Annotated in this window: 23 protein-coding genes, 1 tRNA gene and 1 pseudogene; 17 read left to right on the top strand and 8 right to left on the bottom strand. The window is 26.8% G+C overall.

Annotation, left to right across the window (positions count from 1 at the left end; all coding sequences use genetic code 11):
• Positions 1-326: 326 nt before the first annotated feature.
• Both dapD and mnmE read left to right on the top strand, forming a co-directional pair.
• The gene (dapD, locus tag HL033_RS01970) at positions 327-1,166 is read left to right on the top strand and encodes a 2,3,4,5-tetrahydropyridine-2,6-dicarboxylate N-succinyltransferase (RefSeq protein WP_218194410.1); all 840 of its coding nucleotides are present in this window, start codon (positions 327-329) and stop codon (positions 1,164-1,166) included.
• Positions 1,167-1,191: 25 nt separating this feature from the next.
• Entirely contained in the window at positions 1,192-2,508 is a 1,317-nt protein-coding gene (gene mnmE / locus HL033_RS01965; protein WP_218194409.1) for a tRNA uridine-5-carboxymethylaminomethyl(34) synthesis GTPase MnmE, read from the top strand.
• 699 nt (positions 2,509-3,207) lie between these two features.
• Here mnmE and HL033_RS01960 read toward each other — a convergent pair.
• Positions 3,208-3,744 carry a flavoprotein gene (locus HL033_RS01960; RefSeq protein WP_218194408.1) on the bottom strand — a complete coding sequence of 179 codons (537 nt, stop codon included), beginning with the start codon at positions 3,742-3,744 and terminating at the stop codon, positions 3,208-3,210.
• A 237-nt stretch (positions 3,745-3,981) separates the two neighbouring features.
• Here HL033_RS01960 and HL033_RS01955 point away from each other — a divergent pair, with 237 nt between their 5' ends.
• From HL033_RS01955 to HL033_RS01950, 4 genes and pseudogenes are all read left to right on the top strand, one after another.
• Complete coding sequence (locus tag HL033_RS01955; RefSeq protein WP_218194407.1) at positions 3,982-6,018, top strand: ATP-dependent DNA helicase RecG; 2,037 nt, start codon at positions 3,982-3,984, stop codon at positions 6,016-6,018.
• Positions 6,019-6,185: 167 nt separating this feature from the next.
• Positions 6,186-6,386, top strand: a pseudogene (locus HL033_RS04565) (AIR synthase-related protein); the annotation flags it as partial.
• Positions 6,387-6,586: 200 nt separating this feature from the next.
• The gene (locus tag HL033_RS04520; RefSeq protein ID WP_255323779.1) at positions 6,587-6,721 is read left to right on the top strand and encodes a hypothetical protein; all 135 of its coding nucleotides are present in this window, start codon (positions 6,587-6,589) and stop codon (positions 6,719-6,721) included.
• Positions 6,722-7,091: 370 nt separating this feature from the next.
• Positions 7,092-8,045 carry a complex I NDUFA9 subunit family protein gene (locus HL033_RS01950; RefSeq protein WP_218194406.1) on the top strand — a complete coding sequence of 318 codons (954 nt, stop codon included), beginning with the start codon at positions 7,092-7,094 and terminating at the stop codon, positions 8,043-8,045.
• Between the two features lie 305 nt (positions 8,046-8,350).
• Here the strand turns inward: HL033_RS01950 and HL033_RS01945 are convergent, their stop codons facing one another.
• Positions 8,351-8,794, bottom strand: coding sequence for a TraR/DksA family transcriptional regulator (locus HL033_RS01945; RefSeq protein WP_218194405.1), 444 nt, complete (start codon positions 8,792-8,794; stop codon positions 8,351-8,353).
• Positions 8,795-8,904: 110 nt separating this feature from the next.
• Between HL033_RS01945 and HL033_RS01940 the strand changes: the two genes are divergently transcribed.
• The 4 genes from HL033_RS01940 (at position 8,905) to HL033_RS01925 (ending at position 11,378) form a co-directional block, all read left to right on the top strand.
• Entirely contained in the window at positions 8,905-9,567 is a 663-nt protein-coding gene (locus tag HL033_RS01940; RefSeq protein WP_218194404.1) for a heme exporter protein CcmB, read from the top strand.
• A gap of 32 nt (positions 9,568-9,599) precedes the next feature.
• Positions 9,600-9,676: transfer RNA gene (locus tag HL033_RS01935), tRNA-Val, on the top strand.
• Between the two features lie 19 nt (positions 9,677-9,695).
• Positions 9,696-10,601, top strand: coding sequence for a cation diffusion facilitator family transporter (locus tag HL033_RS01930; protein WP_218194403.1), 906 nt, complete (start codon positions 9,696-9,698; stop codon positions 10,599-10,601).
• Positions 10,602-10,760: 159 nt separating this feature from the next.
• Complete coding sequence (locus tag HL033_RS01925) at positions 10,761-11,378, top strand: Tgt2/MlaC family protein (protein ID WP_218194402.1); 618 nt, start codon at positions 10,761-10,763, stop codon at positions 11,376-11,378.
• Positions 11,379-11,749: 371 nt separating this feature from the next.
• Here HL033_RS01925 and rpsT read toward each other — a convergent pair whose 3' ends face one another.
• Together rpsT and HL033_RS01915 are read right to left on the bottom strand one after the other, a co-directional pair.
• Complete coding sequence (gene rpsT / locus HL033_RS01920) at positions 11,750-12,037, bottom strand: 30S ribosomal protein S20 (protein WP_218194401.1); 288 nt, start codon at positions 12,035-12,037, stop codon at positions 11,750-11,752.
• 281 nt (positions 12,038-12,318) lie between these two features.
• A complete protein-coding gene (locus tag HL033_RS01915) occupies positions 12,319-12,951 on the bottom strand; it encodes a lysophospholipid acyltransferase family protein (RefSeq protein WP_410522105.1) in 633 nt (210 codons plus the stop codon).
• Between the two features lie 306 nt (positions 12,952-13,257).
• Here HL033_RS01915 and def point away from each other — a divergent pair, with 306 nt between their 5' ends.
• Positions 13,258-13,797 carry a peptide deformylase gene (def, locus tag HL033_RS01910; RefSeq protein ID WP_218194399.1) on the top strand — a complete coding sequence of 180 codons (540 nt, stop codon included), beginning with the start codon at positions 13,258-13,260 and terminating at the stop codon, positions 13,795-13,797.
• 60 nt (positions 13,798-13,857) lie between these two features.
• Positions 13,858-14,631 carry a uracil-DNA glycosylase gene (locus HL033_RS01905; protein WP_218194398.1) on the top strand — a complete coding sequence of 258 codons (774 nt, stop codon included), beginning with the start codon at positions 13,858-13,860 and terminating at the stop codon, positions 14,629-14,631.
• 40 nt (positions 14,632-14,671) lie between these two features.
• Here HL033_RS01905 and recF read toward each other — a convergent pair whose 3' ends face one another.
• The 3 genes from recF to HL033_RS01890 all read right to left on the bottom strand — a co-directional run bounded on the left by recF (position 14,672) and on the right by HL033_RS01890 (position 17,359).
• Positions 14,672-15,796, bottom strand: a complete 1,125-nt coding sequence (gene recF / locus HL033_RS01900; RefSeq protein ID WP_218194397.1) for a DNA replication/repair protein RecF — start codon at positions 15,794-15,796, stop codon at positions 14,672-14,674.
• An 11-nt stretch (positions 15,797-15,807) separates the two neighbouring features.
• Positions 15,808-16,734, bottom strand: a complete 927-nt coding sequence (gene argF / locus HL033_RS01895) for an ornithine carbamoyltransferase (protein ID WP_218194396.1) — start codon at positions 16,732-16,734, stop codon at positions 15,808-15,810.
• Between the two features lie 328 nt (positions 16,735-17,062).
• Positions 17,063-17,359: a hypothetical protein gene (locus tag HL033_RS01890; protein WP_218194395.1), complete on the bottom strand. Its 297-nt coding sequence runs from the start codon at positions 17,357-17,359 to the stop codon at positions 17,063-17,065.
• Between the two features lie 172 nt (positions 17,360-17,531).
• Between HL033_RS01890 and polA the strand changes: the two genes are divergently transcribed.
• The 5 genes from polA to HL033_RS01865 all read left to right on the top strand — a co-directional run bounded on the left by polA (position 17,532) and on the right by HL033_RS01865 (position 25,591).
• Complete coding sequence (polA, locus tag HL033_RS01885; RefSeq protein WP_218194394.1) at positions 17,532-20,081, top strand: DNA polymerase I; 2,550 nt, start codon at positions 17,532-17,534, stop codon at positions 20,079-20,081.
• 990 nt (positions 20,082-21,071) lie between these two features.
• Positions 21,072-21,779, top strand: coding sequence for a ribulose-phosphate 3-epimerase (rpe, locus tag HL033_RS01880; RefSeq protein WP_410522104.1), 708 nt, complete (start codon positions 21,072-21,074; stop codon positions 21,777-21,779).
• A 70-nt stretch (positions 21,780-21,849) separates the two neighbouring features.
• On the top strand, positions 21,850-22,611 hold the full coding sequence (locus tag HL033_RS01875) for an MlaE family ABC transporter permease (protein WP_246575335.1): 762 nt from the start codon (positions 21,850-21,852) through the stop codon (positions 22,609-22,611).
• A 4-nt stretch (positions 22,612-22,615) separates the two neighbouring features.
• Positions 22,616-23,359, top strand: coding sequence for an ABC transporter ATP-binding protein (locus tag HL033_RS01870; protein WP_218194392.1), 744 nt, complete (start codon positions 22,616-22,618; stop codon positions 23,357-23,359).
• 483 nt (positions 23,360-23,842) lie between these two features.
• The gene (locus tag HL033_RS01865; protein WP_218194391.1) at positions 23,843-25,591 is read left to right on the top strand and encodes a hypothetical protein; all 1,749 of its coding nucleotides are present in this window, start codon (positions 23,843-23,845) and stop codon (positions 25,589-25,591) included.
• A gap of 386 nt (positions 25,592-25,977) precedes the next feature.
• On the opposite strand, the gene HL033_RS01860 is transcribed toward HL033_RS01865, so the two are convergent.
• On the bottom strand, positions 25,978-26,961 hold the full coding sequence (locus HL033_RS01860; RefSeq protein WP_218194390.1) for a polyprenyl synthetase family protein: 984 nt from the start codon (positions 26,959-26,961) through the stop codon (positions 25,978-25,980).
• Positions 26,962-26,976 lie beyond the last annotated feature (15 nt).

The following is a 26,976-nucleotide window of genomic DNA, read 5'->3' as shown; positions in this document are numbered from 1 at the left end:
TTTTTTAAAGATATCTTTAAATATTTGTTATGTATTTAATGTTTTGAAGATTTATTGATATTATCTGATTTTATGCATTATTAGTTGCATATGATTATTTTGTATAAATGTCGTTTGATAAATTTTGAATGTAGGATAGTTAATAAATTTTAAAAAATTGTTCGCTGATATGTTTTTAATATATCATGGAATTTCCAGTAGTTATGCATAAAGTAATGAACTATGGTAAATTAATAGATGTTTTGTGTAAAATATAACAAGTACTTTATTATTATTTTTTTTAAGATATATTACATATATACTTATATATTAATAATAGAGATATTATGATTGATGATGTAAAAAGTTATTTTGATAAAGAGTTAAGTATTCTAATACAAGAAAGCAATCAAAAAAAAATGAAAGAACTTGCTGAAATTGTTATAGATTTGCTAGATGAAGGTAGTATTCGAGTTTGTGAAAAAAGTAATGGGAATTGGATAGTTAATGATTGGATTAAAAAAGCGATATTAATGTATTTTCGTACTCAAAAAACACAGTTAATAGAATTTTCTGGTCCTACATATGCTGGTGGATTTAATTGGTGTGATAAAATTCCGCTTAAATTTAGTAAATGGAGCAAGAATAATTTTGATGAAATGAACATAAGAGCTGTGCCAGGTTCTATTGTACGTAAATCTGCTTATATTGGATCTGATGTAGTATTAATGCCAAGTTTTGTAAATGTTGGGGCATATGTTGGGGTTGGTACTATGGTTGATACATGGGCCTCAGTTGGGAGCTGCGCTCAAATAGGTAAGAACTGTCATATTTCTGGTGGTGCTGGAATAGGTGGTGTATTAGAACCATTAAGTGCTAGGCCTGTTATTGTAGAAAATAACTGTTTTATAGGTGCTAGAAGTGAAATTGTTGATGGTGTAATAATAAGAGAAGGATCTGTAATTGCAATGGGCGTTTTTATTGGTTCGTCTACAAGAATTGTAAACAGAAGTACTGGAGAAGTTTCGTATGGTGAGGTACCACCTTATTCTGTAGTAGTACCTGGTTCTTATCTGTGTAATGAGAGTAAAGTCTCATTATATTGTGCTGTTATTGTTAAAACAGTTGATGATAGTACAAGATGTAAAGTATCAATTAATGATATATTAAGAAGTGCTTCTAATTAAAAATAGTTAATGTTTGAGGTAGTGCATGAGTACAATTTTTGCTTTAGCTACCCCACAAGGAAAAGCAGGAATAGGAGTTATTAGAATTTCTGGTATTTATGCTAAAAAAGTTTTACAGCATTTTAAAGTTAATTGTGTAGTAAAACCACGAGTTGCAGCTTTTAGTGTTTTATATAATAGTGATAATGAAGCAATAGATGAAGCGGTAATTTTGTATTTTCCTGCTCCAAATAGTTTTACTGGAGAAGATGTTATTGAGCTGCATATTCATAGTAGCATAGCAGTTGTAAGAATAATGTTTAATGAATTGCGTAAAATTTTTAGATTAGCTAATCCGGGAGAATTCTCATTGCGTGCTTTTTTAAATGGTAAAATGGATTTAACAAGAGCTGAAGGTATTGCTGATCTTATCAATTCTGAAACAGATATACAATTAAAACAGGCTTTAAAGCAAGTATCAGGTGATTTTGAAAAGTTGTATGCAAATTGGAGAAATTTTTTGATTGATATATTAGCTAGTATAGAAGCTTATATTGATTTTCCTGATGAAGTTACATGTTCTGCATTGAACGAAATAGATAGTAAGTTAAGTGAGTTAAAGAATTCTCTTACAAATTACTTGAATGATAATCATAGAGGCGAAAGGTTAAAAAATGGTGCACGTATTGCAATTATTGGTGAACCTAATGTAGGAAAATCTACACTTTTTAATTGTTTAGCTAAGCGAGATATTGCAATAGTATCAGAATACGCTGGAACTACAAGAGATGTATTAGAGGCGCATGTAGATATAGGAGGATATCCTTTTATTATTACTGATACAGCTGGAATAAGAGAGAGCGATAATGCTATAGAGCAAGAAGGAATAAAAAGAGCAAAATTAGAAGCAGATAATGCTGATTTAAAAATAAGGGTTTTTCCTTATAGTGGCCTTAATGCTATTAACAAAGATGTTGTTAAACTTATTGATAGTAAAACAGTATGTGTTTTAAGTAAGGCAGATAATATAAAACATCAAAATACTGTTTTTCTTTTTAATGTCAATTTTATTCCTATTTCTGTGCATAATAATATAGGTATAGATAAGCTACTACAGGTAATAAAAGAAAGATCATTATTAATGTTTCCTACAGATAATAGTTTATTTATTACTTCTAATAGACATAGGGTACATTTGCAAAATGCACTTGATATATTAAATAATACAAATATTAATTTGCCTGTTGAAATTTTATCTGAGGATTTGAGAATATCAATAAAAGAAATAGGTAAGGTAATTGGGGCTGTTAGTAGTGATGATATATTAGATAATATATTTAGTAAGTTTTGTTTAGGTAAATAAATCTGTTAAGTACTAATATGTATGTAGTGTATGCTGATAAATTTCAACTATGTAAATTTTATTTTAGAGTCATTATGGTAACTTAATAAGTTGTTGTTTTGTTGGCAACTGAGGTGGTTATATTGTTTTATATATACATGTTATATTACTGTATAAGGAGTTATTAGAAAAACTTTTGCTATAAAATTTTTTTGTAAGTAGTTCTATTTTTTGGATTGGGTATTTTATGTATGCCTGTTATGTTATTATGTAAAGGGTTATAGAAAACTTTTTGTTATAGTTTGTTGTTAGGAAATTTGAAATAAAGGAATATAAAATAATGTGATGCTATTGTATTAAAAAATTAAAAGAAGATCTATAATTTTATTTTCTTTGCACAGTTTTTAGGTAATTCACCTACTACATCTCCAACATGGGACAATGCACATATATTAGAAAATATATTAATACTTTTCATAGCAATTTATTTAAAAGGGTTCAGTAATTCTTATGTACATCTATCAAATATTATTTAGTAAGTTTACTAGTGTTTATATTTTCTAAATTTTTAATGTAAGTTGCTGTATTAGTGCTGCAAAAAGTACAATAAACTTACATGTTTTATATATGATTATAGCTTTTTAGTGCTGTTGTTTTTCTATGTTTTTTTTGCAATAAATTATTTTGTGCATTGCTAACTTAGATTTTTTTGAAGTGGGTTTATAATAGATTTGATTTTAGGTTTTCTATAAATTTAATTATTTTTTGAATGTTTGCCATTTTTCCATATCCTTCTTCACCGCATGCTGTGTATCCATATTCAGGTGGTATAATTTTTATGTTATCACTTTCTAATATACAAATATTTCGCTGTGTAGCTTTAGATTGCCACATATATGGATTCATAGCAGGTGCCATTACTATGGGAATATTAGCAGCTATAAGAATGGAAGTTACAAAATCGTCAGCAATTCCATAAGCTGTTTTTGCTATAATATTTGCGGTTGCAGGTGCTACTAATATAATATCAGAATTTCTTGCAATAGATATGTGTTTAATATTATCAACATCAAAGGCATTCTTCTCAGTATATACCGGAGTTTCAGATAGAGATGCTACTGATAGTGGGGTGACAAATTTTTCTCCACATTTACTAATAACACAGTTAATAGTATAGTTATTTTTTTTTAACGTACGTATAATATCGAGTGTTTTATAGGCAGCTATACTGCCTGAAATTATAATTAGTATTCTCATAAAAAATCATAATAATCTTTAATGTATCATAGTTGCTCTATATAGTCAAAAATATTATGTGGCATTATTCGTAAGTTTTTTATTATTTGTGATAACTTTTGTAGGTCACTAACTAAATTTAGTGATACTTCATTTTTATAACTTTGTAGAATTTATATAAACTTGTATAAATGATACCAATCATAAATATGTAGTAAATATACATAAGAATTACTGAACCCTTTTAAATAAATTGCTATGAAAAATATTGATATATTTTCTAATATATGTGAATTGCCTCATGTTGGAGATGCAGTAAGCAGTTTACTAAAAAAACTATGCAAAGGGGATAAAATTATAGATCTTCTTTTTTATATTCCGCAGAATTATGTAGATAGAAGGAATAAATTGTCGCATAATGCTATTGGTAAAGTTGTTACGTTTAAAGCTGTAGTGCTGCAATATGGCATGCTCACTCAGCGAAGCAAAAGAACGCCTTTTAAAATAATAGTAGATACAGATATAGGAAGAATATCTTTAGTATTTTTTAATTATTCATTACAATATTTAAAAAATTTATTATCGATTGGGTTGGAATGTGTAATAAGTGGAAAGTTAGAAAATTTTTTAGGAGAAATGCAAATAACACATCCTGATTATATAACAAGTAATCTTACAAAGTTTGATGAAATTTATTCTATAGAGCCAATATATTCCTTAATTAGAGGATTAACCTCTAAAGGAATATCTAAAATTGTAAAATCAGCAATTAAATTGCTACCTGATTTTCCAGAATGGTTGGATAATTGTTTAATACAACAAAATTGTTGGTATAGTTGGAAGGAAAGCATAAAAAAAGTACATTATCCTGATGATCTTGAGAAGATACATTTATATAGGAATAGATTAGCTTACGATGAATTATTAAGTTATCACATCTCTATGTATACAATAAGAAAATATCATCTTAAGACAGGGGTTTCCATTGTTAATAATGGAAATTATCGTAGAAGGATATTAGAGAAATTAGGGTTTACACTAACTACTGGTCAAAAAAATGCGATACAAGAAATAATAGCTGCTCAAGCGTTAGATAGTAAAATGATAAAATTATTACAAGGAGATGTAGGAAGCGGAAAAACAGTTGTTGCATTGTTTGCAATGTTAAATGCATTAGAAAGTGAAGGGCAAGTAGCATTTATGGTTCCTACTGAAATACTAGCTACCCAACATTATAATTGGATCAAGCAAGTAACATCTGAACTTAATATTAGTGTTGCATTGTTAACAGGAGCAACAAGGCAAAAAAAGCATGTACAAAATAGGTTGAGTCAAGGAGAAATTCAAATTATTGTAGGAACTCATGCTTTATTTCAAGACTCAATTCACTTTAAAAATCTGAGATTAGTTGTAATAGACGAACAGCAAAGATTTGGTGTAATGCAAAGAATGAGGCTTATTGAAAAAGGAAATACAGCAGATGTGTTATTTATGACTGCAACTCCTATTCCAAGAACTTTAGAACAGATTATGTATGGAGATATGGAGTGTATAAAATTACTTGATAAACCAAAATGTAGAATTCCTATTTGTACTCGTATTGTAAGTATTGCTAAATTGAATGAGATAATATTAAAACTACAGCTTGCATTACAAGATGGACATAAAGCATATTGGATTTGTCCATGTATAGAAGAGTCTGAAACCTTAGATATAGCAGCAGCAGAAAAAAGATTTCTTTTTCTGAAAGAAATTTTTGCTGATAAAGTAGGATTATCACATGGTAATTTGTCACAAAGACAACGAGAGAAGTCTATGTACTCTTTTTATAATGGGGAAATTCAATTATTAGTTGCGACAACAGTAATAGAGGTAGGTATTGATATTCCTGATGCTACGATTATTATCATAGAGAATGCTGAAAGATTTGGTTTATCACAGCTACATCAACTTAGAGGAAGGGTTGGTCGTAGTAATAAACCTTCGTTTTGCATATTACTTCATGGTACAATTAATGATGCTGCTTATAAAAAGTTATGTGTATTACGTCAATTACATGATGGATTTTGTATAGCAGAACAGGATTTGTTATTGCGTGGAGGAGGTGATATTTTGGGAATAAAGCAGTCAGGTTTAACTGACTTTAAATTTGTGAATGCTCTTACTGATCAGTGTTTAATAACAGATGTAGTTGCTTATGTTAATACAATTATGAAACAAGAAAATTTATTAAAAAAAAATATACATAATTTACTAAAAATATTTGGATACGATTCTATTACTTTTTACTATTAGTATATATTATAAAGAGTATTTTATACGCAGAAGAAGTTTAGATTAAATATGACATGCAAATACTTACTAATAACTTTTGTATATTGTTTAATAACATTCATATTTGTTAGAAAGTTATTTTTGTTAACTTAAATATTTTTATAAGAGTAGAATTTATTATTGTATATAACGGTATTCATGGTGCTACTTTTTTATCAAACACACTTATAGAAAATATTGGCTCAATAGTAGTACAAATTGGTGATCCCATTACACAAAAAAGTTATCTGATGCTATTATAAAAGAAGCAAGAGACCTTAATTTATTATAATGCAATCACTGATAACGGAGCAGGTGGACTCTCATCTTCTATAGGAAAAATGGGTAAGGGTTAGGGATAAAACAGTTAAGATTTGTGTTTTTACTAATGCATTATAACGTGAAATGCTGGTTCAAAGTAAAAAATCTAATAATAAGAAAAATATGTTAAAAGTTATGTGGATAATACTTTAATTTATTACTGATGTTTATGTAAACAAACTTTTATCATTTTATTAGATAGTTAAGATAAATATATTCAATATAAAATATGCCTTATGTTTTTATAATTTTTGTATCCTTGATTAAGGATGGTGTAATACTATTACGGCCAATATATGTTGATGATATTGCAAAATTAGTTAGTTGTTTAGTATATGATAATACAAATAAAACATTATATTAGAATTTATTATACAAGTGACTTTTGTATTATTTGTTAAATGTCATGAATTGATAGGAAATTAAAACCTGCTATAAGTCTTAAGTTAGTATATTGTATTTATGGTTGTAAATTTATTTTTTATGAAAAGAAAGCTGAAAAAAATTTAAGAATAAAAGTAATTTTTTTATTATAATTAATTTAAATAATTTTTAGATTGCTGTATGTAACTTTAATGATACGTTATAAATTTATATTTTAAGAAAGATTTTATGTTATCTCTTAAGAGGAATACATTATTTAAATGGTGTAATATACTATAAATTTAAGTAAGACAGAATAATTTTATTATATGTGCTATCATATTTAACAAATACTTAATTGTAGGTATAAAATGTCAAAAATTGCAAAACATATTGTAGTATTTGGAGGCAGTGGGTTTATAGGTAGTTATGTAGTTGAAGATCTTGTTAAAAATAATCATATAGTTAAAATATTTACACGTAATGCTAATAAAGCTTTGTCACTAAAATTATTCGGACATTTAGGAAATGTAGAAATTATAGAATATAATACTTTGAGCATCGAAGTAGTGGAAAGATATGTTATCAAGTGTGATATAATTATTAACTTAATAGGTATTTTATATGAATCGAGAAGAGCAAAATTTAATGATGTTCATGTAGTGGTTGCTGGGATTATTGCAAAAATTGCCAATAAATATTGTGCTAAATTAATACATTTTTCAGCTATGGGGGTTGAAGATGCTAAAGATTCTATATATGCGCAAAGTAAGTATAAGGGAGAAGAAACTGTTATAACTGCATGTTCTGATACTATAATAATTAGGCCAAATTTAGTGTTTGGATTTGGTGATAGATTTTTTAATAATATTGCAAGACTATCATTATTATTACCATTTTTGCCATTGATTAAAGGTGGTGAAATGCTACTACAGCCAGTATATGTTGGTGATATTGCAAAATTAGTTAGTTATTTAGTATGTAATAATACAAATAAAACATTATATAATGTTTGTGGTCCTAAAGTTTATTCTATAAAATCTTTGATGGAATTTATTCTACAAGTGACTTGTAGAAAAAATATTTTAATAAAATTACCTTTGTTTATAGCAAAAATTATAGCATTTATTTGTGAATTTAAAATTGTTTCTATTATACTTAAACCTATAACAGGGAATACTACTCCGTTATTGACAAGAGATCAGCTATTGTTTATGCAATATAATATTGTTTCTGATGATAAAGATTTGGAAAGCGTTAGCATTTATCCCCATTATATGGAGGATATAGTACAACAATATTTAAAGGTTTACAAAAAATTATAAATTATTGTCCAGTAATATTAATGTTATGTATAACATAATGTATACTTGTTTTGATTAAAGATTATTTTTATTACTGTAAATTTAATCTGTATAAATATAAAACTCTTTTAAAACAAAGATTTTATATAATGTGGTGTATAGAAGAAACATATGAGCAATATGGGATTATAGCAAATGCTACTGCTATGGAAATATTATCATCAAAATAAAAGTTGCACATTTAAAATATGATGCTTTGTATTGCTAGATTAACTTATGTAGAAGTTTTGCTATCATATAATATTTATTGAAAAAAACAGTAAGTTTTAAAATAACTTACTGTCATCTTCATCAATATTATTGTACAATCTTTGTTGTTTTTCTCTTCTTTCCTGTTCTTCAATACAATAAAGGGTTATGGGATTAGCTTCGAGTCTAGCTATGCCAATTTTTTCTCCTGTTTCTTCGCAATATCCATATATACCATCGTTAATTCTTTGTAGCGCTTTATTAATTTCATTGGTTAATATATCATTGCGATTATATGTCTGCAAAGTGATATGAGTAGCATACTCTTTTGTTGCCATATCAGTTAAATCAGAGTCAATTTGGGCTTGTAATATTTCATTAGTTTTTTCTTCGGATTCTTTTTGTAAAGAATCACGCCACTTTACTAATTTTTCTCGAAAATATTCTAGTTGTTTATGATCCATATAATGTTCATCTTCATCATAGAGATCACTTTGTAATGTATGACTTTTGTTTGACATTACGTCTTTCTCCTTTGTTCTACAACTAGAAATAAATTTAAAGATAGTTGATTAATAATTGGTGTATGATTATGATATAAAATGTTATTCATTATAACGATGTACATTAAATGTCCTATAGTAGCATATTTAAACGAGAAGTAGAATTAATGATAGATGGAAATGGTAATTTTTTATACGTAATTGCACTTTTTATACTAATGATAAGTATATCTTTATTTACGATAAATCGTGAAATTATTGTAAAAGTATTGCCTGTACTTCTATGGATTTGTAGTGTTTTTATTATGCAGATTTCAATACATAATATTTTTGAGAATGACTATTCTAATGGCATATTAGAACAAGTTTTAATGCAAGGTTACATCCCAGAAATTATAGTTTTTTTAAAAATTTTTTCTTATTGGGTATGTATAGGAATTCCTATTAGCATAGTATCTATGCTAATAGATTTTTGTATATTAGGTGATGATCTGTATACTGTTGTGAGTTTAGGTATTGCCCTGAGTATGAGTTTACTAGTAGTGAGTTTTATTTCATCTATAGGTCATGCATTAATATTGGGTAAAAGTGGTGGAACAACAATTGCACAAATTCTAATTTTACCAATTATAATTCCAATTCTAATATATTTTAATCTTTTATTTTACAATCTTAAAAATAAAGTGTACGACGATTATACTATGCTGTTAGGTGTTATAGTAATTTCTTTAATACCTGTAAGTATATTTTTTGTTTTTTGTGCCATAAAATTGGCCATAGAGCAAGATTGACTTTTTTATATGATTACTTATGATAAAATAGTGGGTGATTAGCTCAGTTGGCTAGAGCGTTTGCTTGACATGTAAGAGGTCACTGGTTCAAGTCCAGTATCACCCACCATAAATAGAGGTAATATTTTATGTCATCGGTTCATAATGGCAAGCCTTCGGTATATATATATAGGTTAGTTTATGCAATTGTTATTATTGCAATTGCTATGATAATAGAAGTTGTAGGAGGGATAGTTTCAAATTCTGTTGCATTGCTTTCTGATGCGAGCCATATGTTTATGGATTTTATTGCATTAGTATTTAGTTTGTTAGCACATAAAATTGCAGTCAAAAAATCAGATCCTTATAGGTCTTATGGGTATCATAGATTTCAAGTAATTGCAGCTTTTGTTAATGGATTAATACTTTTTGCCATAGCAATGTTAATTATTGTAGAGTCAATTAAACGTTTTATAGAACCAGTTGAAATTAATTGGCGGATTATGCTAGTGGTAGCAATTTTAGGGTTATGTTCAAATATTGTAGCATTTCTTATTTTGTATCAGAAAAATGAGAGTAACTTAAATATGAGAAGTGCGATATTACATATATTGGGAGATTTGTTAGGGTCTATTGCAGCAATTATATCTGCAATTGTTATTATGATTAGTAAATGGCAGATAGTTGACCCATTATTATCAGTAATTGTAAGTATTTTAATATTATATAGTGCATATAAAATTATAAAAGATTCTTTACATATATTACTTGAAGGAACTCCAGAAAATGTTGAAGCTAATAAAATTAAAAGTGTAATTTGTAACAAGATTGTAGGTGTTATAGATGTACACCATATACATGTGTGGTCTTTGACTAATGAACATATAGTTATGACAGTACACGTTAAGGTTAATGACGCCTTAATTAATAATTGTGTAGATTATACGAGCATTTTATTATCTATAAAGAAACTACTTAATGAGGAATTTAATATTGCTCATGCAACAGTAGAAATAGAGTATGGTAAGTGTGCAGATGATATTATGATGCAATAGTTTTTTTGTTGATGTGATGTTGAAGTTTTTTTATATGAAAGGTAGAGACAAAAAAATTTGATAACCTCAAAGGTGCTTACAATACTATATAATTTTTAATACTAAATAAGTATTTAACTGATAAACTTGCATTTGGTTTAAAATTTAGAAAAGTATACAATGTTTATCAATTATAGATCTTGTTTGGCGCCAGTATTTATGTTGGCTTTAATATGTAGTAGTATTCATGCTGATGAAAGTGTGTGCAGTAATTGTCAACAAGTTGGTAATTTTATTGAAGAGCTGCATTATATTTCTTCTAAAATTGTAAAACAAGAAAAAAATAAAACAAGTGCATATGCTATGTTACAGGATATTATGCATAAATCTTTAAATATTCAAAATATTACAAAGTTTGTTATGGGTATTTATTGGAAAAATTCTTCTTTAGAACAAAAAGAAAAGTTTATGCATGAGTATGGTAAATACATTGTACGTATGTATGTTAAACAGTTATATATACATGCTAGTTATAATATGAGTGTCTTTTTAGTTAAAGAGCACACTACAAATAGCTATTTGGTTAAAGCTAGGTTAGTTAATCAAAATAATGTAGATGATTTTATAATTGTAGTTTTTACTGTTAGTTATGATGATACATTGTATATTGATGATATAAAAATTAATAATATGATAAGTATTGCTATGCATCAAAGATCAATGATTAATTATATTATAAAAGAAAAAGGAATAGATGGAGCCATAAGATATTTTGCTGATGAAAATGCAAAATTATAATATAATGAATGCATCATTAAGGATAGTAAATTAAGTATTATATGTTATCGAAAATTTTGTAAGAGAGAAATATGGGTTAAGATAGGAATGTTGTTTAATGGATAGCATTTTGTTTGCTGTACAGCAGCATAAGAATTATAAACGTTTATAATAATTAAATAAAAAAGTAACCAAACAGCTTTATTGACAGGAATATATCAACTATCTATCCAAAAGGCAGCTGTTTATAACTATGAGTACTATCTAATATTCTTTATAACATTGTAAATAGCAAAAAATATTAGAAAAGCAGTGTCTTTTACCATAACAAAAAAATTTTATTGAATATAGAGTACACTATTGTAAAAAGTTAATAACTTTTACTATATTTACTATACAGTACTACTTTTAAGATCAAAAGCCTTTAATTTTGCAGCTAATGAACTAATTTTACGCGCAGCAGCATTTTTATGTATTACTTTTTTATTGGCACATTTATGAAGATTAGATTCTGCTTCTCTAAATGCCTGTATCACCATATTTATGTCTTGATTACATGATTTTAACATAAGCAAAAACTTTTTTACAGAGTTACGTGCTTTACTTTTACGTGCACGATTAACCAAGGTACGCTTTTTAATTACCCTTATCATCTTCTTAGCACTTAAATGATTTGCCATGTAAATTTTACACCTTATATAGTATCATTTGTTAATTGTATAATGAATTCACAAAAATGCAAGTATGATTTACTGTTATTCACTATATAACATAACTAATATTGAAATTGCGGTAGAAGTTTTTAGCATGTAAATTTAATGACTGTTATTTACTACATAGAGTGTAACTTACTTATAAAAATGTTATAAGTTGTTATAGCAGTGTCTTTGCATTTAGCTATATAACATAACATTGTTAATATTTAAATTGTGATATAAAGTTCTTATTATATATAATGCAATTATTGTTGTTCATTACATAAAGTGTAACTTGCTTCTGAAAGATTTTTTTTAAGTTGTTGTAGAAATTCTTGTTTACTAAGGCCAGGGTTAATGGGTGGTAAGATTTTTATTATGGCTTTACCAGGCTTTTTTTTGAAGGATACTAAACTTCTTGGCCAAAATAAGCCTGTATTTAAAGCAATTGGTACTACTGGTACTGATAATGAACTATATAATGCTGCTACTCCTGATTTATATTGTGCTTTCTTATTGATGGTTGTTCTTGATCCTTGAGGGAATATAATTATTGTTCTTCCTTCATCAAATCTAAGTTTAGATAATTTTAACATTTTTTTTAAAGCTTGTAACTTTTTGCTGCGATCAATAAAAATCATTTTGAGTAGTATAAAGAAAATATTAAAGATTGGCAGTATTATTACCTCTTTTTTTAATACATATACTGCATTTTTAAATACCGTAAATAATATTAAGGTTTCTAAGGGAGATTGGTGCTCAGAAGCTACAATATATGGTTGCATAGGTAGATGTTCCTTCCCTTTTATTTCATATGTTATACCATCAATTACATCACATAAATATAACAATACATGTGTTCCAAATACTGCGCATTTAATTCTTATGGATAATGGCATAAATATGAAAAGTGGTAGGATAATTATTGAGTATAGTATTGCCCAGATTGTTGATAAAATGTAAAATATCATTATAATTTTAATGGTAAATATGAATACATAATGGAATAGTAATACTATATAATAACGCAACTAGCTTAATTACCTATATGAAAGCTAGTAGGAAAATGCTGATTTTGTCAATATATAATTTTTTTTTGTAAGATAACTTAAGTATATTTACATAAAAAAATTATTTATTAATGTGGGCAATGTTATATTAATTTTTAAGAAAAATGTTAATTTGTGTATACATGAGAGAAATAAATGTCTATTTTACCTATAATAACAGTTCCTGATAAAAGGTTATTTTTGTGTTCTGAAGTTGTTACTGAGATTAATAGTGAAATAAAAAAACTTGTTGATGATATGTTTGAAACTATGTATTTTGCAAAAGGATTTGGACTTGCAGCAGTACAAGTAGGAGTACATAAACGTGTGTTTGTTGCGGATATACCTCAACAATATAATATAATAGAAAATAGTATAGACGGATATGATTCTGTTGGTGGGCCATTTTGTATTATTAATCCGCAAATTTTAGAAGTTTCTAAAGAAATGGTATCAATGCAAGAGGGTTGTTTGTCTGTTCCTGAGCAATCTGAAGAAGTAACTAGACCTCAATGTATTGTAGTTAAATACATGGATTATAATGGCAGAGAAAAGATTATCAAAGCTCAAGGATGGTTAGCTAGATGTTTTGAACATGAAATAGACCATTTAAATGGTATTGTTTTTTTTAGATATCTTTCAAAAATAAAACGTGATTTTTTAATAAAAAAAGTGAAAAAGATAAAAAAATTTTAGTTATAGATTAATGTATTATTTGCTACAGGATTACTGTTTTTAAAAGGGAAGGATGTTTTTATGAGTGAAGAATTACTAGAAGTATTAAAATTTTATCATGATAGTGGGATAGACAATATTTTAGATGATGATATAACAGAAATTCCACAAAATACTGGTGTACAACTTGACAATAGTATAACACTACAAGATGACAATAGTATAACACTACAAGAAAATATAGACTGGATAAATATTGCAAATAGATTAGCTGCAAACTGTAAAAGTCTTGATGATCTTAAGCAAATAGTAAATTCATTTGATGGATGTGCGATTAAAAAATTTGCTACAAATACTGTATTTTCTGATGGTAACCCTTGTGCAAAAGTGATGTTAATAGGGGAAGCGCCAGGTGCAAATGAAGATATGGAAGGTAAACCTTTTTGTGGTGTAAGTGGTAAATTACTTGATAAAATGTTAAGTGCTATTAATCTTGATCGCGAGAAGGTTTATATTAGTAATACAGTTTTTTGGCGACCTCCTGGTAATAGAAGGCCGTCAGATTGTGAAATAAGTATGTGTAAGCCATTTGTAGAAAAACATATAGCACTTATATCGCCAAAAATGTTAATATTGGTTGGAAGTACAGCTTGTTATGCATTACTTGATAGTCAGAATACTATATCAAAACTTAGAACTAAATTTCATACATATACAAATCAATTTTTAGAACATTCTATAACTACAGCCGTTATATTTCATCCTGCTTATTTATTACGCCAACCAATGCAGAAACGTCTTGCATGGGAAGATTTGCAAAAGATACGTGATTACTTAGAGGAAAATTCTATATAAAAACACATAATTTCAAAAATTATACCTGATTACTATTATATTAGTGTTGGTGTCTGATATTGTTATTTGATATATAAAAGAATTGAAAATATTTTTTGTAATCTATAAAATTTTGTATATTAATATCGGTTATCCAAGTTTGACAACCCATGTCTAATATAGTGAGTAGTAAATTATTCCTATAGGTTGCGTCTAAGTGTGACATAATATCATCCAATAAAATAATACAGGATTGGCCATATATTTCATATTTTGCAATAACTGCTGATAAAATTAGCGATAGTAAAAGAATTTTTTGTTCCCCTGTTGAACAATTATTAGCTATTAAATTTTTTGCTGAATGTAATACTTGAAAGTTGTCATTATGTACTCCAAAACTTACACAATTTTGCATTAGATCTTTTTTTCGATTTTCTTTTAAACGTTCTTTATATATTTCAATTGCATTATCAAATTCTTGATCTAAAATTTCAAAAATTTGACTATGTATATTAATAGATGATTTTAAAAAAGCAGATGATATTTTATTTTCAGCAAGGATTTTTTGTAAAATTTTTAATACTTTTAATCTTACTTTAGCTATATTTATACCATTAATTGCAATAATATTTTCTAAGCTAAATAACCAATTATTATCTTGAGGTGACATGTGTAAAACTTTACTTCTTTCACGACGTGCTTTTTCGTATTGTATTATATATGAAGCGTAATTCATATCAAAAATGTGTACTATTCTATCAAAGAATTTTAATCTTTCACTAGGAGATTTTAAAAAAATATGATCTAATTGTGGTATTAGCCATATGATACAGGCTATGCTATGAACAGTAAAATAGCTTTGTATTTTATTATCAATTAATAAGTGACGTTTATTATTAAAATTTGTAATATTGATGGAAAATAATTCATTATTTCTGTTAATTTGATAATTGATACTTAAAGGACTTTGTGTATTATGGTTTTGCATGATATCCATGCGTACATTTTTAAATCCTCTTCCTTTTGATAGTAAGGATATTGATTCTAACACATTAGTTTTGCCTACACCGTTATCACCTATTAGTACAACTGGTTGCTGAGAGGTTTCTAATGTAGTATTTAAATAGTTACGAAAATTTATTAATTTTAATTTCTGTATATAAAGCTCAGGGTTTTTATTTAGCATTTTTGGTTACTTTATATTAATCCTAAACACCATAACATTATAGCTTTTTGTATGTGTAATCTATTCTCTGCTTCATCAAATACGTATGAATTTGGGCCATTTATAATATCATCTGTTACTTCTTGATTGATATGTGCTGGAAGACAATGTAAAAATATATAATCAGGCTTTGCATTAGCTATTAAATTACTATTAACTTGATAGTTTGAGAATTGTGACATTAATTGATTAGTATCATGATTTGATCCCATAGAATACCATGCATCTGTTGTTATAATATCTGCATCATGAATTATATCTTTGGGGTTATTTTTGTATTCAATATTAGCACCAGTAATCTTAGCTAGCTTTATTTTATGATCAAGATCTGTAGAGTAATGTGGTGTTGAAATTTTTAACTTAAATTGTAATACAGTAGATGCATGTATCCAAGTATTTAATACGTTGTTATTATCTCCTATCCAGCTTACAACGCTGTTAGTAATGGATCTTTTCTTTTTTTCTTCATATGTCATGATATCAGCTAATATTTGACATGGATGACTATATTGTGTTAATCCATTAATAACAGGAATGCTGCTGTGTTGATTAAATTCAAGTAAAAAAGAATGCTGTGTTGCTCTTAAAATTATAAGGTCAACATATCTTGATAATACTTTTGCAGTATCGCGTACAGATTCACCTCTTGATAATTGCATATCTGATTCTTTAAGGCTAGTATAATGTGCACCTAATTGATTAATACCTACTTCAAATGATACTTTTGTGCGAGTTGAAGGCTGGCAAAATATTAGAGCTATGCTTTTTCCCGTAAGGTGGTTATAATATTTATTGGGATTTTTTTTAATATCAATACCATAATTTAAAATAGTTCTTAATTCATCGTTGCTACATAGATGTAGATCGATAAAAGAGCGTGTTCTTTTTTTTTTATCCATATGCTTATTAATAATAGAGACTAAATTTTTATTTTTATTATGGAAGTAAAAAACAGCATAATAACCATTAATAGCAGCAAAAGTAACAAGAAGTAATTTTTAATTTTTTGTTGCTTTCTCTGCAAATCTTTCACATTTACCCCTTTATAAATGTTTTTGACGCGGCCAACTTATAGTTTACAATTTTGCATAAAGCAAAGAAGATGTCAACAATAATACAATAGTTTTTTTAGTGTAAAACAACTTTTTATGAATTGTAATAAAATATTTCGATAGTTAAAATAAACTAGAAATGCAAAGCATAAAAGTTGCTCTAAAATTCATAGCTTTATTGTGCAAAATAACTTTTTACAGAATCCCATAAGTCTTTGAAAAAATTATTGCTATGTGAATTCATAACAGTGTGATTATTAGAGTCATACAATTTTTCGTTAATATGAGGATCCTTATTATCTATTATGTTATCTTGACTTTTAGTGACATTTTTTATTTCATTATCTAAATTATTATTTTTAGCAGTAACTTTCGTCCTAGTACGTGATCTTGTTGAAGATTTGCCAGAAGTAGATTTTATATTGGATTTGCTATTAGTTTTAGCCTTAATAACATCGTTAGTATTTGACATAGATACACCTACATGAAAATACTTACTATAGCATTATATTATTAAAGAATTTCTAATATTAAATTATTATAAAAGCATTATAAAATTAAAAATTATGGTTTAGTTGATTAATTAATGTGACTTGATATTCAATAATTGTTAGCATTAGTGATATATTTTTAATATTAGTATTATGCAACAAAATTTTACTATTATTGATGCTTATGGATTTCTTTTTCGTGCATATTATGTTTTGCCTAATTTTCGTACTTCATATGGTCTGCCAATTGGAGGTATGTACGGATTTATCAATATTTTAATTAAATATCTTAGTTTATATACAGCAGATTATTTGGTTGTGGTATTTGATACCGGATGTAAAAATTTTCGTCATACAATATATCCGAAATATAAGATTAATCGTCCCGCACTACCCGATGACTTAATACAACAATTCTCTCTTGTGAGAGAAGCAGTTGATGTGCTAAATATAGCGCATGAAGAAGTAAAAAATTATGAAGCTGATGATATTATTGCGACTTTGAGTAAAAAGTACGTTGCTAAAGATATGCATGTGAATGTTGTCACATCAGATAAAGATATGTTGCAGCTTTTAGGTGAGAATACTACAATTTTTGATCCTATTAAAAGTAAATATTTATCTGAAGAATATGTGTATGAAAAATTTGGTGTTGCATCAAATCAATTATTAGATTTACTAGCATTAACAGGAGATGCGTCAGATAATATACCAGGGGTTCCTGGTATTGGGGTGAAAACAGCTGCAAAATTACTTAATAAATTTGGGTCTTTGGATAACATTATTGTCAATGTGAATGAAATTGAGCAAAACAAGTGTAGAGAAGCATTAATACAATATTATGATCAAGCAATTTTATCTAGGCAATTAGTGTCTTTATGTTATGATGTTGATTTAAGTGGTGATATAGAGAAATATGCTGTAAAACAACCAGATATTAAAAGATTAATGCCTTTTTTGGAAAAATATGAGTTAAAAGCTTTAACTCATAAAATTGCGAAGTGTTTTCAAATTCATATTGATTTTTCTGTACGTGATAGTGTTATAATGCAGCGCTATTGTAGCGATCAATTCGAAAATTTTATTGATATTTGTAAAAGTGAAGGAATACTTGCTATTTATGTAGATATTGAAAATGGTACTATACGAAATATTACTGTATCTTATAATGAGAATAATTTATTTTGTATAGATAGTGATAATGTTGAGAATGCTTTAAATATTATTGCTCCTATTCTTATGCTTGATTCTGTATTAAAAGTAGTTTACGATGCAAAACACCTGTTAAAAATATTTCATAATATTAAGCCATTTGATGACATTATGATAATGTCTTATAGTATAGATGCTGGAAATCATGACCATAGTTTGCGAAATATAGTGTATTATAATCTTAACAAAGAATATACAAACTTATCATCACAAACTTTATTATTATTACATAAGGTATTAAAGAAAAAGTTACTTACAAATAAGTTATGTACTATATATGAACGTTTTGAAAAGCCATTGATTAATATTTTGCATAATATGCAGCAAATTGGAGTTTTGGTTAATGCTGAAGTTTTACATAGATTGTCAAAAAATTTTTTACAATCCATAAAAATATTGGAACAAGAAATATATCAATTAGCAGGTGAAAATTTTAACTTAGCTTCTCCAAAGCAGCTAGGCAATGTATTGTTTGATAAAATGAATATTGGTAAGGCAAAAAAACTGCGTTCAGGTATTTACAGCACAAATGCAGATGTGTTAGAAGAATTTTCCATAAATGGAGTTGAAATTGCTGAAAAGGTATTGCGATGGAGGCATTTTACAAAACTTAAAAATACTTATGTTGATGTACTCTTAAGAGAAGTACGAGGTAGTACAGGGAGAGTACATACTTTTTTTTCTATGATATCCACTATTACAGGGAGAATTAGCTCAAGTAATCCTAACTTGCAAAATATTCCTGTGAGAAGTGAAGAAGGTAATGAAATTAGAAGAGCATTTATTGCAAGAGAAGGACATAAAATTATTTCTGCTGATTATTCTCAAATAGAATTAAGAATAATGGCTCATATTGGCAATGTTAAGGCATTTAAAAATGCTTTTTTTCACAATGAAGATATACATCTTATTACAGCACGGCAAATTTTTAATACAGATCAATTAGATAAAAATCTTAGAAGAAAAGCAAAATCTATTAATTTTGGAATAATTTATGGTATGAAATCTTCTGGATTGGCTAGGCAACTTAAAATTACTAAAGAAGAAGCAGCTTTGTATATAAATCAATATTTTAGTTATTATCCAGAAATAAAAACTTATATAGAAGAAATAAAAAATTATGCTAGAACTTATGGATATACAAAAACAATTTTTGGTAGAAAATGTTTTATCAGAGATATTAATAGTAGTAATTATATTATTAGAGGATTTGCTGAAAGAGCGGCGGTTAATGCCCCTTTACAAGGGACAGCTGCAGATATTATAAAAAGAGCAATGATTCATTTATTTGATAAACTCAAAACGACAACAGGAAGGATATTATTACAAGTGCATGATGAATTATTAATAGAAGTGCCAGATTTATATGTTGATGAAGTCGCAAGATTAACAAAAGAAGTAATGGAAACTGTGGTGGTGTTATCGGTTCCGTTGAAGTTGGATATTAGTATTGGAAACAATTGGGCAGATATGAAAAAGCTGGATTTGTAAAACGAAAATCTTCTTGGTAATAAATTCAATATGTTTTGAACAGTTATAAATAATATGACACATTTACTTTTTGAATGCTAAAATTATGAGTTGTGTATTTTTTATTGTAAGTCATATTTGTTGTAAATATATATACGTAGTTAAATGATTATTTATTTACACAATTTCAATAATTTGTATTGCTATAGATAGATTTTTGTGGTGATGAATGAAAAAAAATTATTATGTAATTAATAACATATAATTTTTAATATAATAGATGCTGCTTGTAATCTATTATTCAACGTTTTATAGAAAAAATATACAAACTTTATTTTTGCTATGTCAAAGGTATTAGAAAATTACTTGAAATAAATTATACACATTTTGAAAAGCCATTTATTAATATTTTGCATAATAGTAGAGAGTTTTAGTTAATGCTAAATCTTGTGTAAATTATCAAAAGAAATTTACAATTTATAAAAATATTAGAACAGGAATTATACTAATTAATAGTTAAAAATTTTAATTTAGCTTTTATAAAACAGCTAGTTACAATGCTATTTAATAAAGTAAATGTTTGTAAAGCAATAAACTATGTTTAAGTATTTACATTACAAATGCAGATATATTAAAAAAATTTTCTGTAAATAGAGTTAAGATTGTCTAACAAATATTGCTGAAATATTTAAAAACTAATTCTTTATGTGTGTCTGAGATATATTAAACGTAAAAAAGATCATTTTTTTTCTTGATGTCAACTTACCTTAATTTGCAAAATATTACTGTTAGGAATAATAGAGTAAAATAATGAGAGAAGCATATTATGTGTACCAGGAACAGGAAATAGTTTTTACTGATTGTTATTAAATGTAATTAAGAAACTTATGCTGATATTATATTTGTATTAAATCCAACTGTTAATTCAAAATAATTTTTTTATATTGTTTGAATATATAAGCATTGTTGTTTATACTGTAGGAGTTTATAACTTGTTTATTATTAATAATTTTGTTAGTAAAAAAAGATAGCTTTTTGGGAAACTTGCATTCAAGTTCAAATGCTGAATCACATGTAAAAGTAGCGGCATCTATTTTATCTGCTGATTTTGCTAACTTAGGTCAATCAATAAAGTTAGTAACGGAAGCTGGAGTTGATTATATTCATATAGATGTTATGGATGGAAACTTTGTATCAAATATTACAATAGGGCCTGCTGTAATTTCATCAATTAGAAAATATACCAATCTTTTATTTGATGTACACCTAATGATCAATTCTCCCTCTAATTATATAGAGGAATTTGTAAATGCTGGTTCGGATATTATTACAGTTCATGCTGAATCGGAGATTCATTTATATAATGTAATTCAGAAAATTAAAAGTTATGGGAAACGTGTTGGTATATCTTTGGTGCCCACTTCACATTATTCTATGTTAGAGTACATTATTGCTGATATAGATTTAGTGCTGGTCATGTCTGTTAATCCTGGATTTGGAGGACAAAAATTCCTTTGTTCACAGTTAGAAAAAATAGAGAAAATTCGTAATATGATAGAAAAACTATCGTTAAATACAAAAATTGCTGTTGATGGAGGAATAACTGTTGAAAATTATAAAAGTGTGGTAGAAGCAGGTGCAAATATTTTAATTGTGGGATCAACTTTATTTAATGCTGCTAATATGTTGAATGTTGTTAAAACCTTAAAGTCAATTTAAAATTTATACTTTTAGCTAAGTTTAGGAGTTCATAATGAAATGTTGTAATAGTTTTAATATAACATTCTTTATGGTTATTCTTATCGGTAGATTTTTCATAAAATTTCTTATACGTATTGGACATGCTTTTATTTTTCTAATAGAGTCAATATATCACTGCTTTATTCCACCATATTACTTATATATTATGTTCAAGCAATTGGTAGAAACTTGTTTTTTTTCACTACCTATAGTTGGAATAACATCAGTATTTACAGGTGGTGCTATAATGTTGCAGAATACTTTAATTAGTTCAAAGACAGTATCAGGTGAATTTATGGCAGGAATAGTTGCAATTGCAATTGTACGAGAATTAGGACCTGTTCTAATAGGATTAATTATAGCAGGCAGAGTAGGTGCGGCTATTGCTGCAGAGATAGGCACAATGCGAATTACTGAACAAATAGATGCATTAGTTACTCTTGATACTCATCCACTTAAATATTTAGGAGCTACACGCATTATTGCATCAATTATTGCTATGCCTATATTAATTTTATGTGCAGATATAATAGGAATTTATGGTGGATATATAGTTGGATTCTTAAATTTAGGTTATAGTTATGATGTATATCTCAGAGGAGTAGCCAGTTTTGTACATATGGAAGATATAACTTTGGGATTAATAAAAGCATTATCATTTGGACTTATAATATCATTGACTGGGTGTTATAGTGGTTATCATTGTAGTGGAGGTGCAAGAGGTGTTGGTGTTGCTACTACTTCAACAGTGGTTATGTCGTCTACGTTTATTATTTTATTAAATTATATTATAACTATATTTTATTCATAATATTATGAAATATTCTATATCCTTATTAGATTTACATGTTTCTTTTAATTTGCATGGTATATTAAAAGGTGTTAACCTTGATGTTCTAGAAGGGGAGTCTATAGTTATTATTGGAGAATCAGGCAGTGGAAAATCAGTTTTAACTAAGGTAATGATAGGACTTATTGAGCCAACTTCTGGGAGTGTGATAATTGATGGTATAAACATTAAAGAAAAACGGAATTCAGCTAAAGATTTTAGTGTTTTATTTCAAAATTGTGCATTATTTGATAGTTTAACGATATGGGAAAATATTGCCTTTAATTTTCGTCAAAGATTTAAAATAAATAAAAAAGCTGCTAAGGAACTTGCAGTTTTTGGATTAGAACTAGTAGGTCTCAAGTCTGATATTGTTGATATGTATCCTATGGAATTGTCTGGTGGAATGAAAAAAAGAATAGCATTGGCTAGAGCAATTATTAGTGAACCTAAAATTATGATTTTTGATGAGCCAACTTCAGGATTAGATCCTATAATGTCAGAGGTAGTTACTAATATAATAATGCGTTGTCACAAAGAATTTCATTTAACAGTTGTAACTATTACACATGATCTTAGTAGTGCATTTAAAATAGCAAATAGAATTGCTGTATTGTATGAAGGCAAAATTATAGCGTGTGATACAGTAGCAAAGCTTAAAGAAAATGATAATCAATATATAAAAAAGCTGTTTAATATTGTTGAAAATAATCTACGTTTAATTAACTAAAATTACTTGTAGTATTGGAAAATATAATTCTATGGCCAAAATATCAATTATTATAGTACGTAAATTTGTATAATAGTTTATTGTATTTAATGATAGAAGATTATTGAAAGGTTTTAGCCAGTTCGAATATTGTTTTTTAAATAGTATATTTGAAAATATATATGTAAAATTATTAAGAGACTTACCATAATTAATTTTTATTAAAATATGATTTAAGAAGTATTAATAATCTAATATGAGTTTAGTTAATATACTCAAATAAAATTGCTAAGAAAATAATATAATATTTTTTAATATTTAGTATAACGATTATTTTGATTTGAACTTGAAAAATATTATTTAATTTACTTTTAATTAAAAAATATTAATTTAAAGTATTAAAAAAATTATTATAATAGTGTTATAATTTATTAACTATGAGAGATAAATATGTTAAAATTTAATTCTGTAAAGAATTAGATAAATTATTAGTAAAAGATAGTTATGTTTAGTGTAAAAAATAAGTTAATAGATAAAATATATAAATATGATGTTTCTGTTGTAAGTGATATTGAGAATATGAGCATTAGTGATATTTTTCATATTACAAATCAAGGCACAATACTACACGAGCTATTTTGTTCTCTATGTGTATCCTTTAATGATGGTCAGGCAACCAGCAAAATATTTAATATTATTCAAACATATTATTATAAATTAAAGCAACATAAAGAGTGCACTTTAGATAAACAAAAAAAATTTGCACAGGATCAAGAAAACTTTATACTCACAGTTGAGCATATATGTAATATTATACATGATAAAATTGTACGGGCAATTAATAATAAAGAAATAGATGTGAATGATGTGAATGATTTTTTGTCATGTGAAGCTGAGATGTTATATAATGACGATAACAAGAAAGTCAGCTGTATTGATATCTTAAGTAGAATATATATGAATCCTTATGGTAGTCATAAGGTAAATGATAATGTGTATTTTTTATGGAAAAATTTCATGTTAAAATTTGCTACTTATAAGGTAGACCGTTATGGTAGAAATACTTTACAATATGCGATTTTGTTATGTAATGAAGAAGATCAGGGGAAATGCATTGAAGAAATAATAGCACCTATTATTGAATTACATGAAGGTATAGAAACAATACGCGATGTTAAAGGTAATAGTATTATGCATTATGCTGTTAGCTATGTATCATGTAATCATAAGATAATTCAATATATAGCAGAATCTTTTCCAGAGTTGGTAAATGTTGAAAATAATGACGGAAATGTACCATTGCATTTGTTTGTAGCATTGATACCAATTTATATGTTTATGCATTCCTTAAGGGCTTATTACCAGTTTTTTATGGTAAAAGAACTATATTATCATTGTAAAAAGATATGTAATAATGATGTGCCAATACGACAGATTGTTCATACGTTAAAAGAATATGATACTTTAGTAAAAAAAGTTAAACTTCAAAAACTAACATCAAGTATGCAAGTTTATGAAGCATTTTTATTATTATTTAAGAATACTTTGTGTTTTCAAATAATGAAGCAAAATATGATTCAAGATATGTTAATTGCTTATAAAGGAAACTTGGATCAACTTATTCATTATAAAGAATCAGGTAATTTATTGATTAAGAAATATGTTGATGCAATAACAGTTTTACTGAAAAATCATGCTTGTTCTTCAATTGATGTACCAGTATCAATTGAGAAAATAATAGATTATGGTATAAAAAATGAAAACTATATGCAATTTATAACATATGGCGTATCAGATAGTGAACAATCTTTAATAGATATTCAATTTTATACACATATGAAAAAGATAAACAATGTTATGCTAAAACATTATTCAATAATGACGATACCATTTAATAAATGTCGTAATATAAAAAAAAATATTTTTAATATTTATCAGCGTAATGAAAAGATATTGTTTATAGTTGCATTTTTAAGTATAGCATCAGTTATTAGTTTTTTTTTGGTGTCACTTTTTGCAAAGAACAAGATTTTAGGTATGAGTTATTTACCTTATAGACATATAGTATTTCTTTTCACCACAATTGCAACATGTGTTGCTGTTGCAAATTTAGTGTATTTGAAGTGTAAGGAATATAATAATGAGATGAATAGTATTATCATTGATATAAGCAAGAATGTTTATGATATTAATCTACAAGGCCCTTATGTAATGACGCAGGAAAAAGATGTAACTAGTAAAAAAACAAGCTGATACATATTTTATAAAAGGCATTTTAATAATAATGTATAAAAAACTTCTACTATTATTTAAGTAGTTTTTATGTAATATGATTTAAGTATGAATATAAAATAAATTACAGTTGGTTTAAGTTTTTTAGTAATATTGCTGCATGTTATTAATAATAATATGGTTGTTAAATACATAGCTTGTTAATATATCAAATAATATTTTATTGACTTAATTTTTTGTACAATGATCGCAAAGAATCACTTAATTGATAACAATCATTATGTAGATTATTATACTGTATTGTACGAAGTATTGAAATATGACCTTATAATAATTTGAATTTATTTACAAGGTTGTTAATTAATAAGCAAAGATTTTAATTATTAAAGTGCAATGTAATATAAGTCTTAAAATTCTCTATGTACTATGCTATCAAGTAATTTGTAAAGTTGTAGTTTGTATTTAGATTCGCTAAAAGTTTCTAAATTGTGTTTTGCTTTATTTATATAGGTTTGCGCAAATTTAATAGATTGATGTATAACATTATGAGCTTTAATGTAAGCAAGAGCTTGTTCAAAATTTTTATTTTTGCTATTGATTAATTGATCCCAAAACTCCTTCTCTTCTTTTGTGGCATTTTTATATGCAATAATGATTGGTAAAGTTACTTTGCCTTCATAAAAATCGTTACCTTTACTTTTTCCAAATTTAGCATTTTGTGCAGTATAGTCTAGTATATCGTCAATAATTTGGAATGATATACCGAGATTATACCCAAAATCTTTTAAGGAATTTTGTTCTTTTATAGTTGCATTAGATATTAAAGCAGCAGACTCACAGGTGGCAGAGAATAAAGATGCTGTTTTTGCAGAAATTATTTCTATATATTCTTCTTGTGTTATATTTATGTTATCCTGGGCAAACATTTGCTTTATCTCCCCAGTGATAATGGTATTTGATGCTTGAGATAGAATTGATAGTAATGGAAAGCTATTACATAGTGTGATCCATTGAAATGCTGATGCAAGTAAAAAATCTCCAACTAAAATACTTGCCTTATTGCCCCATATAAAATTTGATGTACGTACTCCTCTTCTTAACTCACTTGAGTCTATTACGTCATCATGTAATAATGTGGCATTGTGTATAAATTCTATTGCAGCAGCAACATAGATTTTTGTTTGTTCATGATAATTCAACATTTTACATATTGTAAACAAAATGATAGGACGTATACGTTTACCACCTGATTGTATTAAGTGACACATAATATCAGTAATTAAGGAAATTTTATTATGACTTTGATTAGTCATTAAATTTTCCATATTATTAAGATCATCAATTACTTGTGTCTTTAAATCATTTAGTAAATTGTGAAATTGATGTATCATAAGTGATATAGGTTA

Source organism: Neoehrlichia mikurensis, from assembly GCF_019186785.1.
GTDB classification, from domain to species: Bacteria; Pseudomonadota; Alphaproteobacteria; order Rickettsiales; family Anaplasmataceae; genus Neoehrlichia; species Neoehrlichia mikurensis.
The sequence above is the reverse complement of the archived record's forward strand: the minus strand, read 5'-3'. Positions and strand labels throughout refer to the sequence as shown.

Coding starts and splice junctions, on each gene's coding strand:
- dapD (WP_218194410.1), top strand. CDS start 327: ATGATTGATGATGTAAAAAGTTATTTTGATAAAGAGTTAAGTATTCTA.
- mnmE (WP_218194409.1), top strand. CDS start 1,192: ATGAGTACAATTTTTGCTTTAGCTACCCCACAAGGAAAAGCAGGAATA.
- HL033_RS01960 (WP_218194408.1), bottom strand. CDS start 3,744: ATGAGAATACTAATTATAATTTCAGGCAGTATAGCTGCCTATAAAACA.
- HL033_RS01955 (WP_218194407.1), top strand. CDS start 3,982: ATGAAAAATATTGATATATTTTCTAATATATGTGAATTGCCTCATGTT.
- HL033_RS04520 (WP_255323779.1), top strand. CDS start 6,587: ATGCCTTATGTTTTTATAATTTTTGTATCCTTGATTAAGGATGGTGTA.
- HL033_RS01950 (WP_218194406.1), top strand. CDS start 7,092: ATGTCAAAAATTGCAAAACATATTGTAGTATTTGGAGGCAGTGGGTTT.
- HL033_RS01945 (WP_218194405.1), bottom strand. CDS start 8,794: ATGTCAAACAAAAGTCATACATTACAAAGTGATCTCTATGATGAAGAT.
- HL033_RS01940 (WP_218194404.1), top strand. CDS start 8,905: ATGTCCTATAGTAGCATATTTAAACGAGAAGTAGAATTAATGATAGAT.
- HL033_RS01930 (WP_218194403.1), top strand. CDS start 9,696: ATGTCATCGGTTCATAATGGCAAGCCTTCGGTATATATATATAGGTTA.
- HL033_RS01925 (WP_218194402.1), top strand. CDS start 10,761: ATGTTTATCAATTATAGATCTTGTTTGGCGCCAGTATTTATGTTGGCT.
- rpsT (WP_218194401.1), bottom strand. CDS start 12,037: ATGGCAAATCATTTAAGTGCTAAGAAGATGATAAGGGTAATTAAAAAG.
- HL033_RS01915 (WP_410522105.1), bottom strand. CDS start 12,951: ATGCCATTATCCATAAGAATTAAATGCGCAGTATTTGGAACACATGTA.
- def (WP_218194399.1), top strand. CDS start 13,258: ATGTCTATTTTACCTATAATAACAGTTCCTGATAAAAGGTTATTTTTG.
- HL033_RS01905 (WP_218194398.1), top strand. CDS start 13,858: ATGAGTGAAGAATTACTAGAAGTATTAAAATTTTATCATGATAGTGGG.
- recF (WP_218194397.1), bottom strand. CDS start 15,796: ATGCTAAATAAAAACCCTGAGCTTTATATACAGAAATTAAAATTAATA.
- argF (WP_218194396.1), bottom strand. CDS start 16,734: ATGGATAAAAAAAAAAGAACACGCTCTTTTATCGATCTACATCTATGT.
- HL033_RS01890 (WP_218194395.1), bottom strand. CDS start 17,359: ATGTCAAATACTAACGATGTTATTAAGGCTAAAACTAATAGCAAATCC.
- polA (WP_218194394.1), top strand. CDS start 17,532: ATGCAACAAAATTTTACTATTATTGATGCTTATGGATTTCTTTTTCGT.
- HL033_RS01875 (WP_246575335.1), top strand. CDS start 21,850: ATGGTTATTCTTATCGGTAGATTTTTCATAAAATTTCTTATACGTATT.
- HL033_RS01870 (WP_218194392.1), top strand. CDS start 22,616: ATGAAATATTCTATATCCTTATTAGATTTACATGTTTCTTTTAATTTG.
- HL033_RS01865 (WP_218194391.1), top strand. CDS start 23,843: ATGTTTAGTGTAAAAAATAAGTTAATAGATAAAATATATAAATATGAT.
- HL033_RS01860 (WP_218194390.1), bottom strand. CDS start 26,961: ATGATACATCAATTTCACAATTTACTAAATGATTTAAAGACACAAGTA.